The organism is Shouchella xiaoxiensis (assembly GCF_016907895.1).
Taxonomy (GTDB): Bacteria; Bacillota; Bacilli; order Bacillales; family Bacillaceae_D; genus Shouchella; species Shouchella xiaoxiensis.
On record NZ_JAFBCV010000012.1, the window covers coordinates 64283 to 79791 of the forward strand.

At 40.4% G+C, this 15509-nt stretch carries 12 protein-coding genes; 9 read left to right on the forward strand and 3 right to left on the reverse strand.

All coding sequences use genetic code 11. From position 1 onward, the window contains the following. Window positions 1-8: 8 nt before the first annotated feature. Both dinG and JOC54_RS16810 read left to right on the forward strand, forming a co-directional pair. Complete coding sequence (dinG, locus tag JOC54_RS16805) at window positions 9-2831, forward strand: ATP-dependent DNA helicase DinG (protein ID WP_204467711.1); 2823 nt, start codon at window positions 9-11, stop codon at window positions 2829-2831. Then, complete coding sequence (locus JOC54_RS16810; protein WP_204467713.1) at window positions 2831-4135, forward strand: amidohydrolase; 1305 nt, start codon at window positions 2831-2833, stop codon at window positions 4133-4135. Before dinG ends, JOC54_RS16810 begins: the two co-directional genes overlap by 1 nt. 42 nt (window positions 4136-4177) lie before the next feature. Here JOC54_RS16810 and JOC54_RS16815 read toward each other — a convergent pair whose 3' ends face one another. Next, window positions 4178-4357, reverse strand: a complete 180-nt coding sequence (locus JOC54_RS16815; protein WP_035420893.1) for a hypothetical protein — start codon at window positions 4355-4357, stop codon at window positions 4178-4180. Between the two features lie 128 nt (window positions 4358-4485). Here JOC54_RS16815 and JOC54_RS16820 point away from each other — a divergent pair, with 128 nt between their 5' ends. From JOC54_RS16820 to JOC54_RS16850, 7 genes are all read left to right on the forward strand, one after another. Continuing rightward, window positions 4486-4668: a YpmA family protein gene (locus JOC54_RS16820; RefSeq protein WP_035420894.1), complete on the forward strand. Its 183-nt coding sequence runs from the start codon at window positions 4486-4488 to the stop codon at window positions 4666-4668. Between the two features lie 11 nt (window positions 4669-4679). Beyond that, window positions 4680-5174: a hypothetical protein gene (locus tag JOC54_RS16825; protein ID WP_204467715.1), complete on the forward strand. Its 495-nt coding sequence runs from the start codon at window positions 4680-4682 to the stop codon at window positions 5172-5174. A gap of 83 nt (window positions 5175-5257) precedes the next feature. Then, window positions 5258-6550 carry an asparagine--tRNA ligase gene (asnS, locus tag JOC54_RS16830; RefSeq protein ID WP_204467717.1) on the forward strand — a complete coding sequence of 431 codons (1293 nt, stop codon included), beginning with the start codon at window positions 5258-5260 and terminating at the stop codon, window positions 6548-6550. A 90-nt stretch (window positions 6551-6640) separates the two neighbouring features. Then, on the forward strand, window positions 6641-7345 hold the full coding sequence (locus JOC54_RS16835; RefSeq protein ID WP_035420897.1) for a DnaD domain-containing protein: 705 nt from the start codon (window positions 6641-6643) through the stop codon (window positions 7343-7345). A gap of 10 nt (window positions 7346-7355) precedes the next feature. Next, the gene (gene nth / locus JOC54_RS16840) at window positions 7356-8015 is read left to right on the forward strand and encodes an endonuclease III (protein ID WP_035420898.1); all 660 of its coding nucleotides are present in this window, start codon (window positions 7356-7358) and stop codon (window positions 8013-8015) included. Then, window positions 8008-8502 (forward strand): YpoC family protein, encoded by a 495-nt coding sequence (locus tag JOC54_RS16845; protein WP_204467720.1) that lies wholly within the window; start codon window positions 8008-8010, stop codon window positions 8500-8502. The genes nth and JOC54_RS16845 overlap by 8 nt, the downstream gene beginning before the upstream one ends. A 21-nt stretch (window positions 8503-8523) precedes the next feature. Further along, window positions 8524-12075, forward strand: coding sequence for a dynamin family protein (locus JOC54_RS16850; RefSeq protein ID WP_204467722.1), 3552 nt, complete (start codon window positions 8524-8526; stop codon window positions 12073-12075). A gap of 33 nt (window positions 12076-12108) precedes the next feature. Here JOC54_RS16850 and JOC54_RS16855 read toward each other — a convergent pair whose 3' ends face one another. Together JOC54_RS16855 and recU are read right to left on the reverse strand one after the other, a co-directional pair. Continuing rightward, complete coding sequence (locus tag JOC54_RS16855; RefSeq protein ID WP_204467724.1) at window positions 12109-14784, reverse strand: penicillin-binding protein 1A; 2676 nt, start codon at window positions 14782-14784, stop codon at window positions 12109-12111. Next, a complete protein-coding gene (gene recU, locus JOC54_RS16860; RefSeq protein WP_204467726.1) occupies window positions 14774-15400 on the reverse strand; it encodes a Holliday junction resolvase RecU in 627 nt (208 codons plus the stop codon). The genes JOC54_RS16855 and recU overlap by 11 nt, the downstream gene beginning before the upstream one ends. Window positions 15401-15509 lie beyond the last annotated feature (109 nt).

Sequence of the window (15509 nt, forward strand, 5' to 3'; positions counted from 1 at the left end):
GTGGAAAAGTGTCTCAAACGTTTGTAGTACTTGATTTGGAAACGACAGGAAACTCCCCAAATCAAGGTGCACGAATTATACAGATCGGTGCTGTTAAGGTGGAAGGTCGCAAAATAACGGATCGTTTTTCGACGTATGTGGATCCTTTTTGTGACATTCCGCCTTTTATCGCAGAATTAACTGGAATATCAAATGACGATGTAAAAGGAGCTCCGGCTTTTAATCAAGTCGCGCATGAGTTACTTGACTTTATGGAGGGGGCGAGCTTTTTTGCCCATAATGTCCCTTTTGATAAAGGATTTTTGAAAGCTCAATTAAAACTTGAAGGGCTGGATTTTCCTCATTGTCTTCAGTTTGATACGGTTGAACTAAGTCGAGTATTATTACCGAAACAAGAAAGCTATAAATTATCTGAGTTGACGAGCAGCTTAAACATGGAGCATGAAAGGCCACATCAAGCCGATAGTGATGCGGAAATGACGGCTGAGTTGTTTTTGCATCTATTACATAAGTTAGATTCTCTCCCTTTGATTACACTGCAATCATTAGAGCAGATCACGCTAAAATTAAAAAGCGATTGGGAAGCCTTGATTCACCCCCTTAAAAAACAAAAACAAGAGAAGCCTGAAGCAGACCTTCAGTCGGATTTTGATATATACAGACAGCTTGCATTAAAAAAACCAACGCTTGAAAAAGAATTGAAGGAAGAAGTGGGCGCTCCAACATTTAATGAATCAGAAGATCAGCTTCTCGGAGAAGATGGGTGGCTTTCAAGCGTGTTTGATACATTCGAAACACGAGCAGGCCAAAAAGAGATGATGAACCAGGTTTATCAAACATTTGAAGATCATGCACATCATTTAATTGAAGCAGGAACGGGAACTGGAAAAAGTTTGGGTTATTTAATTCCAAGTGCGTTTTATGCTAAAAAGACAAAAAAGCCTGTAGTGATTTCAACGTATTCCATTCCCTTGCAAGAACAGTTGCTTCAACGTGACCTTAAACTATTGTCGAAAATACTGCCTTTTCAAATAAGGATGACGGTATTAAAGGGAAGAAGTCATTATCTCGATTTGCGTAAGTTTGAGCGCGCGCTAACTGAAAACGAAGAGGATTCCTATGATGTTTGCTTATCGAAAGCGCAAATTCTCGTCTGGCTACTGGAAACCGACTATGGAGACATGGAAGAGTTAAATTTATCAAGTGGTGGTAGAATGTTTTGGAAAGCCGTACAAAGCGATGGCGTTTCAGATTTAGGGAGTTATAACCCTTGGTTTTCTCGTTGTTTTTATCATCGTTCACGTCGAAATGCTCAAAATGCAGACTTAATTATTACAAATCATGCTTTGTTATTAACCGATGTTGTCCAAAAAAGTTCAATTATCCCAACCTATTCGCACGTTGTAGTTGATGAAGCTCATCATTTAGAGGAAGCAGCAAGTGATCACTTTGGGCAGACAACGAATCACTTATCGTTTGGCTTTGCCTTTAGCCGCTTAACCGACAATACCCAAAACAGTGCCATAAAGAAATTAGAGCAGCTTTTGGTTCAAAAACAAATTAACTACTCTTTATCCAGTGCGGTAAAAGCGATTCAGTTGGCAAAAGAGGATGTGGATGAATTGTTTCGCATGCTGCATGTATTTGCGCTAACGGTTGAGACTGGAGCAACAGATGTTGGGCGAATAAGCTATGTTTACGATAGTTTTAATGAACAAGGGTCGTTGTGGCAAGGTATCCTTGAAAGCGCGATGCGTATTCAAGTTGCAGGGGAAAGCGTTGTTAAAGAATTATCTCAAGCTTGTTTACTCGTTAAAGATAGTGAAGCGATGTCTTATTTGGATCGTTCTTCGTTGGCTGACATTTATACGGTTATAGGTTCATTTGAGGAACAGGTGCAATTGGTTTATGAATTACTATTAGAACAGGATGATCAATTTGTCTACTGGATTGAAGCTGAACCGAAGGGGGCAAAAAATGCCACCTATCTTTATGCCAAACCAATCGATGTATCAAATCAGTTAGCAGATCAGTTTTTCGCAAAAAAGAAAAGTGTAGTCATGACATCGGCAACACTGACAGTGAACCATTCATTTGCTTATCAAATAGATCGGTTAGGTCTTGAAGATTTTGGCGTGCGTACAAGTCACATTGAATCGCCTTTTTCATATGAAAGTCAGGTAACGGTCTTAATACCATCTGATATTCCCAATGTTCGTGGTACTAATGATGATTTATACGTTCAAGATATCGCAATAAAGATTTGGCGTATTACAGAATACTCAAAGAAAAAAGCACTCGTTTTGTTCACATCTTATGATATGTTAAGAAAAGTTTTTTATTATGTGAAGGATTTAGACGCAGATAGTACGTTAACCTTAATTGGCCAAGGCGTCTCCAGCGGATCAAGAACTAGGCTTCTAAAAATGTTTAAACAAGCTGAACAATCCGCGATATTATTTGGCACGAGCAGTTTCTGGGAAGGTATTGATTTACCAGGGAATGAATTAGAACACCTAATGATAGTACGGCTGCCGTTTGCCCCTCCTAATCAGCCGCTAAATCGCGCACAGATTGAACGTGCAAAAGAAATTGGTCAAAATCCATTTATGGAGTTATCATTACCACAAGCTGTTATTCGCTTTAAACAAGGGTTTGGACGATTAATTCGCACAAAGCAAGATATTGGAACGGTGTTTGTTTTTGATCGCCGTATTGTAACGACTCGCTATGGTCATACGTTTTTAGATTCACTACCGTCTGTTCCAATCTACGAAGGCAAGTTGGAGACACTTATAGAGCAACACCTGTATAATAGGGAGGAAGAGTAGTGGACACACTTATTAAAAATGCAACTATCGTCACGATGAATGAAGAAAAAGAATTACTTCGTACTGGCTATGTGCTCATAAAGGATGGACGCTTTATTGAAGTAGAGGCGGGAGAGCCTCAAGCTCCTTTGCTAGAGGGAGTCGATGTGATTGATGCGAATGGAAAATGGTTAATGCCGGGTTTAGTCAACACACATGGTCATACTGGTATGTCCCTTTTAAGAGGGATAAACGATGACTTGCCTTTAAATCAATGGTTGGAAGATAAAATATGGCCAATTGAAAAGAAATTAACACCTGAAGCTGTCCAGGCAGCAAGAAGGTTAGCGATGGTGGAAATGATTGAGTCTGGGACGACCTCTTTCTTGGATATGTATCATCTGCAGATGCCAGAATTTGCTGAGGAAGTTGCACAAGTAGGCTTACGAGCGACATTAATGCGTTCTGTTATTGGACTTTGTTCTCGTGAAGAGCAGGATGAAAAATTAGCAGAGTCCATTCAGTTGGCTGAGCAGTTTCGCGGCAGTGGCAATGGGCGCATTCAAACGATGCTGGCTCCCCACGCCCCTTACACGTGTCCACCTGATTACATTGAGCGTATCGTTGATGCAGCAAGAGAAAGGTCGTTACCAGTTCATATGCATCTTGCTGAAACAAGGAAAGAAATCAATGATTATTTAACAGAGCACGGAATGCATCCGCTTGAATTATTAGAAGAACGAGACCTTCTAAGCGGGACGGAATGGTTGTTTGCACATGGTGTTCATATGCATGAACAGCATTTTGAGTTACTTGAAAAACACAATGCGGCTATTTCCCATAACCCGAAAAGCAATTTAAAGCTAGGGGCAGGTATCGCACCCGTCGCCAGTATGTTAAAACATGATTTAACAGTGGCGCTTGGAACCGACTCCGTTGCCTCAAATAATGCCCTCGATTTATTTGAAGAAATGCGTTTTGCTGTCTTATTACAGCGGGGGATAAATGAACAAGCTAATATGGTTGAAACGTATGAAGGGTTAGAAATGGCTACAATATCAGGCGCGAAAGCATTGCGTTACCATGATGTAGGATCTATAAAAGTAGGAAATCAAGCTGATTTTATCTTGATTTCTGCTGAACAAGCCCACCTGCATCCAAAAACCGATGTGCTATCGCATCTTGTTTTCGCGGCAAAAGGTTCTGACGTAACCGATTCATTTGTTCAAGGAAAAGCACTAATGCGTAATAGAAACATCTTAACGCTTGATAAAGAGAAAATTTTAGCTGAAGCAAATCAGCAACTGCTGCTATTACAAAAATAAAACGCTGCAAAAGCAGCGTCCTGAGGTGTAGGTAGAAGGTTTTTAGTCAGTTTCAGCCTGCATATCTGCTTCCTTGGCAGAAGATGCTTCAAATGCCGCGGGAAAGGCGGTCTGTTTTAAGGTAAAGGCCATTATCTCATCAATGGACTCGTCTTCCCGACAAAGCAATGAGACATTGCTTTTATTTTGCTGAAACCAAGCGGCTAAGCCGTTCTGCTTCATCTTCGCGCCCCCCTTCAACTGGCGTACTTCTAGTTTGTCACTTTTGGCAGGCAGTATGTTTAGTAAAGATTGTAGGGGAAGCCTAGATATTGGTTTGTATACTCTTGGAGGAGAAAGGTTGTGCTGTTATGGATCGAACAGAACTAGGAAAAATGAAAGTATTGTCTACTGTTACAGTAGAACGGACCGATGATTTTTATAAAGTCGTTGATCAATTAAATCGAACATTAAAAGACAAAGGTTTAACGTTTGGCTTTGCCCTTGATCAAGAGGATGAACAAAAGATTACATTAACGATCTACGAAGTATAGAGGCGGCTGTAATGAAAAGAATTCTTTTAATAATCGTTACTGCTTGTGTCGTTATTGGAGCAGGAATAAGTCTCTATCTTTACAATGCAATAAGAAGTCCTTTAACAGATGGTGCTGTAGAAGCAAGCAATTATATAGAAAATGAACAATTACTTAATCAAGTAATGAATGTTTCTTTTTATCATGGTGAAGAGGGATACTGGGTTGCAGAAGGTTTAACGGATGAAGGGGATGAAGCCTTCCTTTGGCTTAATCAAAATGAAGAGAAACGGGAAGATCCATTAGTACTATTGAAGGAAGATGGCATCACCAAAGACAATGTAACGGAACAGGTAGCTAATGAATTAGGTGTTGGTTCGTTTGAATCTGTTCGCCTTGGACTGGAAGAAGGACAGGCTATTTATGAATTCACGTACCATTCAGAAGCAACTGGAAAAGTGTTTTATTATGTTTCGTTTGAGACAGGAGACTATATAAAAAGCTACAGTCTTCACACAAACCCGTAATTGACTAAAAAAATTGGTTAAGGGTATAATGTAAAGCGATTATGGACAAGTTAGCTTGTTATAAAGCAGGAGGAATAGACGTTTTGAAAACAACAATTGCCCAAGTAGGTAAATATGTCGACAAAGAGGTAACCATTGGGGCGTGGATTGCTAATAAACGCTCCAGCGGAAAAATTGCTTTTTTACAGCTTCGTGATGGAACAGGTTTTATTCAAGGAGTTGTTGTCAAAGCAGAGGTTGATGAAGAAATTTTTAAGACAGCGAAAACGATTACGCAAGAAAGCTCATTGTACGTTACTGGAGTCGTTCGTGCAGACGACCGTTCACCATTCGGTTATGAATTAACGGTTACAAATTTGGCTATTATTCATGCATCGACTGATTATCCAATAACGCCTAAGGAACATGGAACAGAGTTTCTAATGGATCATAGACATTTATGGCTTCGTTCGAAGAAACAACATGCGGTCATGAAAATTAGGAACCAAATCATTAAATCAACCTACGACTTCTTTTTTGAACAAGGCTTTACGAAATTGGACTCGCCTATTTTAACGGGGAGCTCACCGGAAGGAACATCAGAGCTTTTTCAAACAAAGTATTTTGATGAGGATGCCTATCTCTCACAGAGTGGTCAGCTTTACGCTGAAGCAGGTGCAATGGCGTTAGGACGTGTTTTCACCTTCGGACCAACGTTCCGCGCTGAGAAATCAAAGACGCGCAGGCATTTGATCGAGTTTTGGATGATTGAACCAGAGATGTCATTTGTCGAGCATGAAGAAAGTCTTGAGATTCAAGAACAGTATGTTAGCTATTTAGCCCAAGCTGTTCTAAAAGAATGTCAGCTCGAACTAACAGTCCTTGGCCGAGATCAGTCAAAGCTTGAAGCGATTCAAGCACCATTCCCACGAATTACCTATGATAAAGCATTAGAGCTTTTGCTTGAAAAAGGCTTTGATGATATTAAGTGGGGCGATGATTTTGGAGCACCGCATGAGACGGCGTTAGCGGAGCATTATGAAAAGCCTGTTTTCATTACGCATTATCCAAAATCGCTTAAACCATTTTATATGCAACCAGCACCTGATCGTGATGATGTTGTGTTATGTGCAGATTTAATTGCGCCAGAAGGGTATGGAGAAGTAATTGGTGGTTCCGAGCGAATTCATGATTATGATCTATTAAAACAAGAAATAGCAGCTCATAACTTGCCGCTTGAAGCGTATCAATGGTATCTTGATTTACGTAAATATGGCTCTGTACCTCATTCGGGATTTGGGCTCGGCCTTGAACGAACGGTTGCTTGGTTATCAGGAATTGAGCATGTAAGAGAATCAATTGGATTCCCAAGATTATTAAATCGTCTACACCCATAAATAGAGGAAGCTGGCTTTTTAAAAGCCAGCTTTTTTCGTTTCCGTGAAGGAAACGAATCGTGTTATACTGATAACCTAGAGGTGGTTAGAATGAAGCAACAAGTATTTATGAAATGGGCGCAACAAAAACATTTATCCATTCCCCATTTGCTATTAGAACATTATACAAAGCTAAATATAAATGAACATGAATTAATGGTTTTATTGCATATACAATCATTGTTGGACGCAGGGGATGCGTTTCCAACCCCACAAACATTAAGTGAACGAATGACGCTTTCTTTAGACGCGTGTGCAGAAATTATTGGAACCCTTGTACGTAAGCGACTTCTATCGATTGAGAATAAACAAGAAGAAGATACGGGCGTCATGTACGAGCATTGTTCTTTAGAACCTTTGTGGGCTTCGTTAATACACCATTTGGAGCAAGAGAGTGAAACAAAAGTTGAGAATATAAAAGCGGAAAAAGAAGGCCAATTATACCAACGATTTGAGCAAGAGTTTGCACGACCGTTATCGCCTATTGAAGCAGAGACGTTATCAATGTGGTTTGATCAAGATCAGCATGGGATTGACCTTATACTAGCTGCTTTACGAGAAGCAGTTGTTTCAGGAAAACTGAATTTCCGATATATTGACCGGATCTTATTTGAATGGAAAAAGAACGGAATTCGCTCACCTGAACAAGCAAGAGACTATAGCGAACGCTTCCGCAAAAAAATACCACAGGAGCGGAAACAAGCTTCAAGTCAGCCAGCAAATATTCCTGGATTTCACTGGCTTGAAAATTTATAAGGAGTTTAAGATGCTATCAAAAAAAGATACGCAGTTCGCCATTGATCAAATGGGGGAACTATTTCCGGAAGCAGAATGCGAACTTGTCCATAAAAATCCGTTTGAATTGTTAATTGCAGTTGTATTGTCGGCGCAATGTACGGATGCATTAGTGAATAAAGTAACTCCAAGACTTTTTGAAAAATACAAAGCGCCGGAAGACTATGTGCGTGTAGAGTTAGAGGAGCTGGAACAAGATATACGCTCCATCGGTCTCTTTAGAAACAAAGCAAAAAACATTAAAAAATTATCCTTTTCTCTAATAGAGGATTTTGCAGGCGTTGTTCCTGAAACAAGAGAAGAGCTTGAATCTTTGGCAGGAGTTGGCAGAAAAACGGCTAATGTTGTTACGAGCGTTGCTTTTGGCGTGCCCGCTATTGCAGTCGATACGCACGTTGAGCGAGTATCGAAACGATTAGGTATCTGCCGGTGGAAAGACAACGTCCGTCAAGTAGAAGAAACGCTGCAAAAGAAAATCAAGCGGGAAGACTGGTCTGATGCGCACCACCGTCTTATCTTTTTTGGGCGCTATCATTGTAAAGCGCAGTCGCCAAAATGCCCCAGTTGTCCCTTAGTATCGATGTGTCGTGAAGGAAAAAAGCGCCTAAAGGATCAGCTGCCACATGGATAAAGTAGTGCCTGAAACACTTTTAATGGAACCTTTTTATGCTCAAGGAGATCGCGTCTTCATTACGTATAATGAATCGTTTAGTGAACGTCAGTGGAGCATTGCTTTTGCTGAAGATATGGTGGACGATGTGCGCCCATGGCTAAAACCTTATGAACATGTCTCCTTAATCTGTGAGAAATGGAACAAAGAAAAAGCGGCGTTGTCCCTGTTATATAAAAATCGGCAAATGAAAGAAGCAAAAGCTGGATTAAGGAAAGCAAAAGCGCTTTTAATTCAATCAGTTTGTTGGCTCAATCATGAAAGAGTGTCACTACTAGCTTTTAATCAACATTTAAAACGTTTTAGAAATAAACCAATTAATGGAGTAGAGCGCATTCAATTTATTTTAACGCATGATCACTACTTATCATTTATTCAGCTTTGTGCGATTATGGATGAGCTTCAACGATTAAATGAACGAATTTATCTATTATCATCTCAGCTTTAATCGAAAGTGAGGAAGACGTGAGTGAACGACATACATACGACATTGAATTTAAATGAAAAGGAAGAAAAACAATGGAAGTTGATTCAGCAAAAGCAGATTTTTACCGTCGCTCTTAGTGGTCACTTCTCCTCTGGTAAATCGACATTAATTAATCATTTACTAGGCGTGCATTTGTTGCCTACAAGCCCGATTCCAACGAGTGCTAATCAAATGGAAATTTCATATGGAGAGCTTGGCGTATTAATTGACTATACTAATGGAAAGTCAAATCGCTACACAGGAGAAATTGATTGGGATTCAATTCGAATGCTGGGTATGGATGGCGAAACTGTTCAAAAAATTACCATACAAGCACCGGTCCCTTTTTTAAAGCATGGAAGTACGCTTTTAGATACACCTGGTGTTGATTCAACTGATCCAACACATCAAAACGTGACGCTGGAGGCTTTATTTACAACAGACGCTGTTCTTTATGTGATGGATTACAATCATGTTAAAGCAGAAACAAATCTGTCTTTTTTAAAGCAATTGTCTGATGAAGGCAAACCGCTTATTCTTGTCGTTAACCAAATCGACAAACATGATGAACAAGAACTTTCTTTTACCGCTTATAAAAATGACATTGATTCAATTTTGCAGTCTTGGAAAATAAATTATCAAACCATTTACTATACATCTATGTATGAAGCTGATCAAAATGAATTAAACCACTTTAAAAATGACTTCTTTGCCTTGCTTGCTGAAGGAGAAAGGCTAGCCCAGTTAAGTAAAAAACGACTAGAGCGTAGTTTCTATTTGGCATTAAAACGGCGATTAGCGGATGAAGAGGAAGAGGCTCTTGAGGGAATTGAAGCTGAAATCCAAGAAGATGGATTTATGGTTGAAGCTGTTCATCATCTTGATCAAGAAAAGGATCATCTCCATGAACTAGTAGCGACAATTGATAACAGAAGAGAGTCATACTTGAAGGATTGGGATTCGTTGTTCCGGCAGGTTACACTATTTAATGCAACGCTTACTGATCAAACAGCGCTTTGGTTAAAAGCGATGAAACCTAATTTTAAAATGGGGTTGCTCTTCTCAGCTCGTAAAACGGCTGAAGAACGTAGGAAGCGAACGAACGAGCTTATTCAGAAACTTGAAGATCAGCTTCAATCGCAATTGGTTTTTCATTTGCATCAATCGTTGCAATCGCTTCCTTTAGAACAAATGACAAACAAGGAACCCTTCTTAAATGCTCTTGAAGACTTATCGATATCCATTAGCGAAGATTTTTTAAAAGAAGCTCTTCCAAAAAGTACATTTTCCGACCAGTATGTCTATCAATACACGAAAGATAAAACCGATCAAATAAAGCGAATGCTTCGAAAAAAAGCGTTCCATGCACTTGAAGTCGCTGAAAAAGAGCTTGAAGTATTTGATCAATCATCAATGAAGTTAGCTAATCAAACGATTAAAACAAAACAGAAGATGCTTCCTTTTGTTCAAAAATTGAGGGACTGTCGAGAACAATTTAATAAAAGGTATCTTGAAGTAGAGCGATTAGCGAAAAAACATGATGATAGTGGGAAGCTTGAGCTTGAAATGAAAGAAGCGATGAAGCAAGCCACTGAGCCGATTGATTCTGTCTGGCATGAAGGCTTAGTTGTTACACAGCCAAAAACGTTATTGCAATCAACCGTTGACGACCGTAGAAAAGGGGAAACGTATACCGCGCACAAGGACGTAGATTTACTCTCGCTTCAAGCAATTTTAGCTGAATATCGAGAGGAGCAATGGGGAATAGAGTGGCGAGATCGAATCCAGCGCCGTATGGATTCAACGAGCAATGAACGTTTTACGGTCTCCCTATTTGGTGCTTTTAGTGCAGGGAAATCAAGCTTTGCTAACGCATTGTTAGGTGATGACGTCTTACCAACATCCCCACACCCGACAACGGCGACAGTTACAACGGTAACGAAATCAACAGAAGAATCGAAGCACGGTTCTGTTCACGTCACATATAAAAGCTATGATGAACTAGATAAAGAATTAGCATCCATTTCAAGGCTTCTTGCAGTTCAATTGTCTCTTAAGAGCATTCAATCTTTTCGTGTCAAGACCTTTAAAGGAGATACAGCGGCAAAGAAACAAGCGCTCTCCTATGTGGAGACCTTACAAACGAGTTTAAAAGAAAAAGAATTGCTGCTAGCAACAGTAGAAACCGTTTCAATTGCTACATTATCTGATCTTGTCGCAAATGAATCAACAGCTTGCTTAATTTCAAATGTGCTTATTCATTACGATTGTCATTTAACCGAAAAAGGCTTAACGCTTGTCGATACGCCAGGTGTAAATTCAATTAATGGCCGCCATACAAATGTAGCCTATGAACAAGTGAAGCAGTCCGATGCCATTTTCTATGTAACCTATTACAATCATTCGTTTTCTAAAGCGGATGCTCAATTTATCGAACAGTTAGGTAAGATTAATCAACAGTTTACGTCTAAAAAACTGTATTTTATTTTAAATGCGATTGATTTAGCTAGCAGTGAAGAAGAGCGTTTAGGTGTTGAAAGCTATGTTCGTAAATCATTATTGCAAGCGGGTGTTGACGACGCACAGCTTTATCCTGTATCAAGTAAACAAGCTCTTACAGACAAAAAACAAAAAAATGTCCAATCGTCCTTGTTTCGCGCCTTTGAGCAAGAGCTTTATGGACCGATGATTACGTCATTTAAACAGTTAGGGCAACAAGCTTTAATGCAAGATATTAAATCCTACTGTTCTGAGCTCTATGACTTACACATGTATGCGAACTTGAATAAAGAGGAGCAAGCGCTTTTGTTCGAAAGAGCGACACAATACCTTACAAAAGTGACGCGAGATTTTGCTACAGAAGAAGGGAAACCGTTTAAGCTGCGGTTAACACAAGAAGCAATTGAATTGTTTACGTACCTAAGAGAACGAATCCACTTTGTCGTTCGTGATCAATTTAATGAGTATTTGAATGTATCAACCATTACAGGAACGAGCAAAAAACAGCAAAAAGAAGCTTTGCGAATGAACCTTATTCAATGGAAAGAAGAAGGGGTTTATTTTCTCGCGCAAGAATTAAAAGCAACAAATGTCCGCTTAAGTTTATTGTTCCAGCGTCACCACGATCAGTGGATAAATGAATGGCAAGAAATGATCAAACAGAATTATTCAGCTTTTTATCTCAATGTGCCAAAACATTCGGTTTCGTTTACGATGAAGCTGGAAGAACTGAACGCTAATTTAGCACTAGAGCAGTATACGAATCAGTTTACTTCAGCTAGAACATTTTTTGAACAAGGAATCTTGGTACAGATGAAGGAAGACGCAGCAAAAGAGCTTTCGCAACAGCTGTCTGCATTTATTAGAGAGATGGAAGCAACTCTAATTGATCAAATTCAAGCTGAAGTGAAATTGGCTCATGCAACAGCGTTAAGACATGTTGAATACAGCATGGAAAACGAGCTAAAAAAAAGAGAACGATTTACAAACCCATCATTATCAAACCAGATGAGAGCAGAGCAAGAGAAATTGGAAAACCGGTTGCTAACACAATAGAAAAAACCAAGGCAGCATAGCTGCCTTGGTTTTTTAGTCTTCATCGTTGCTTTGGCTATTGGCCTCGCCGTCGTCTGTCTCATCACCTGGATCTTCAGGTTCTGTTGGCTCAGTAGGTTCTGTTGGTTCTTCTTCATCCGGTTGGGTATCTGTCCCAGAATCGGGATCTGTGGAACCACCGTTATTTTCATCGCCGTTGGAGCCGTCTGGAGAATCGCCTTCATCTGGATCCGTTCCTTCTGTTGGAGGTTCTTCTTCAACTGGTTCCTCTTCTTCAGGTGGCGGCTCTTCTTCAATAGGTTCTTCTTCTTCTTCTTCTTCCTCTTCCTCAACGGCTTCAATTTGTGCGGTAACCGAGACTGAACTACTTGTGACTCCCGTTCCGTCAGTTGCTCGCGCTTGAACGGTAAACGTATAGCTTGAGCCCGGTGTAACATTTGCTACAGTTGCCGTTAAATTATCCTCATCAACATCAAGTGACCCACTTGAAATGGACGTATCAAATTCAACTTGATCAAGGAAGTCTGATGAATAAGACCATGAGAATTGAAGCGTTTCTGCTTCTTCATCATACGTATAGTCAAGGCCGCTTGGATCAGGAATCTCAGCGAACTGCTCAGAAACAGACTCTGGAACCGTGCCACGAACAAATAATTCCGTAATGATTTGACTGCTTGGCGTACCTGCACTTGGCAATAAGCCAGTGGATCGTTCGACGCGTTTCTCTTCAACCGAATCTGGTCTTGAAAAGTCGGCAGTTTCTACGCCTTCATGCACCCCGGTCATGACATGGCGGAATACGTGACGCGCAATATTACCGTGCTCCGACGAGCTTAAATAGTTGCCTTCTTTATTTTTATCAAAGCCAAGCCAGACGGACATTGAATAATTTGTACTGTAACCGGCAAAGGCAGATGTCATTATCCCACCTTGGGGGATATTATAACGTTCAATCTCTTCATCGCCAAAGTTACCCGTTCCCGTTTTACCGGCAATCGGTACGCCTGGTACTTGCGCTGCTTGACCTGTACCGCTAGTCATTGCCGTTTTTAACATATCGGTAATCATATACGCCGTATAGTCTTCCATCACTTGCGTTGTTTCAGGCTGTATATCTAGCTCGCGCCCGTCTGGAAATACAATTTTACGAATCGTATATGGTTCTGTATATTGACCTCCATTAGCAAAAGCTGCATATGAACCGGCAATATCTTTTGTGGAAGAAATGGCTGGCCCAAGAATTCCTGCCTCGGTTCGTCCGTCGCCTATTTCATACATTTGATCAACGAATTGATACGCATTTTCTACGCCTACTTCATTCATCGCTTTTACTGCAGGAACATTTCGGGAGCGTGAAAGAGCTTCGCGCATTGTAATTGGACCTTGGAATTGACGGTCAAAGTTACGTACAGGTCTATCCGGTTGCTCTACGTAGTTATATGGTTCGTCAACAATTATTTCCGCAGTTGGCTTTTGCTGTGAATCGATCAACGGTGCATAGCTAAGCAATGGCTTCATGACTGAACCCTGATTGCGCTGGATCGTCGCAAAGTTTTGGACGCGAGCGTCGTTTTCTTCTGTTCCGTTTCCAAGGGCTCGAATTGCGCCAGTGTTATTGTCAATTAACGTGACGCCGGCTCTGAAATCTTCGTTATCCGGAAAAGGAAGATTTGAGTACTCGCCTGATTTAAGGACATCGTTAACGAGGTTTTGTGCGTCCATATCAAGCGTTGTATAAACTTTTAGACCAGAATTGTAAATGTCGTTACGCGTTAACTCAGGCATTTCTTCAAGCTCAGTCAACACCTCATCATAAAACGTTAACCAGTTGGAATCTTCTTCTTCAACATAGTTAATCTGATCGTTAATATCCGTGTTACGTGCTTCTTCAGCTTCATCAGCCGTAATAAAGCCTTCGCGCTCCATCCGGTCAATAACCGTGTTGCGACGCTGTTGATTGTTTTCCGGGTTACGATTAGGATCAAGTGCAGCTGGTCGCTGTGGAATTGCCGCTAAAACGGCCGCATCAGCAATTGTTAAGTCACTAAGATCATCTTTGCCAAAATAGCGCTCAGATGCAAGCTGAACCCCGTAGCCAACAGAAGGACCTAAATTGACTTGGTTCAGATACATCTCTAAAATTTCATCTTTTGAATAGCGTCGCTCCAACTGGATCGCTAAGTACGCTTCTTGAATTTTTCGCGATAAAGCTTTTTCATCGTTTAAGAATAAGTTTTTAACAAGCTGTTGCGTAATCGTTGATCCACCTTCAGCACCAAAACCTTCGCGAATGTTCGCTAAGACCGCGCCACCAAGACGCCGGACATCGACACCAAAATGGTCTCTAAAGCGGTGATCCTCAATGGCGAGAAAGGCATTTGTTAAATGGGGCGGCATCTCACCAATGTCTGCATTAATCCGTCTTTCGGTACCAGAAAGGGTAAACGCAAGCTCATCGTCCATATCATGAAGTTGCAAAGACTGAGGAAGCGTTAATTGCTCTTTATCAATGTCAGGAGCCCCAGCAATAATAACACCAACCGCTATTCCGCCCCCGATAATTCCTAAACCAATAATAAGTGCTAGTGACAGGGCTATTTTTTTGAGAACGCCACGTTTTTTTGTTTTCGGTTTGTTTTTCGTTGTTTTTGTCTTGTCTTTTTGTGATGCATTTTTTCGTTCTTGCCTTGATTTGTACTCATCTGCCATCTATGTTCGCTCCTTTTGTGGACGACTGAAAGTATATTTGGTCAACTGCGGTTAAGTAATCAATCCTTGGATGATAACCGGTGGTGACGATGTGACCAAAGTGTTCAATATCAGTTTTTTTAATTGATTTCCGTAGGTGTTGCTCATCGTAAAAAGTAATCATATGGGCTGCATCAATAAGAAAAACCTCTCCTGTCATGTGAAATCGGATTAAAACAAAACAAATCCCGCCTTGCTCCAAAACAGAGCGCATATGTGTAATTTGATGATCATGTATGTTTTTTAAGGGAAAAGACGTTTTGTTTTTTGTTTCCTTTGCTTCGAAATCAATGTAGGCCCCTTTGTAAACACCGTTGTAGTCTGTGGTTGATGCTTGTTTGAAGTAAGCTTCTTTTATTACTGCAGCACTTCTTTTGGGGTAATCGACTTTTACAATTTGCACAGGTGTTGGTTTCTTATGAATAACAGCCTTTTGGCGACTTAAATAATACGCATTCGATTCATCAATATCTTGTTCAAACGTCATACCTCTGCCACCGTAAGCCTCTTTTTTTGCTGGTGCTTTGGCAAGTGAGGCATTCATAAAAGCTTTTCCGTTTGGGTAACGAATTGTCACGTAATCACGACCTTTCCTAATGAAAACAAACTTGGTATGAAATTTAACGAATGCGGAAAGGTATAAATGCCTAAGTCATTTCTCCATTCTAACATATATCAAAAAAATG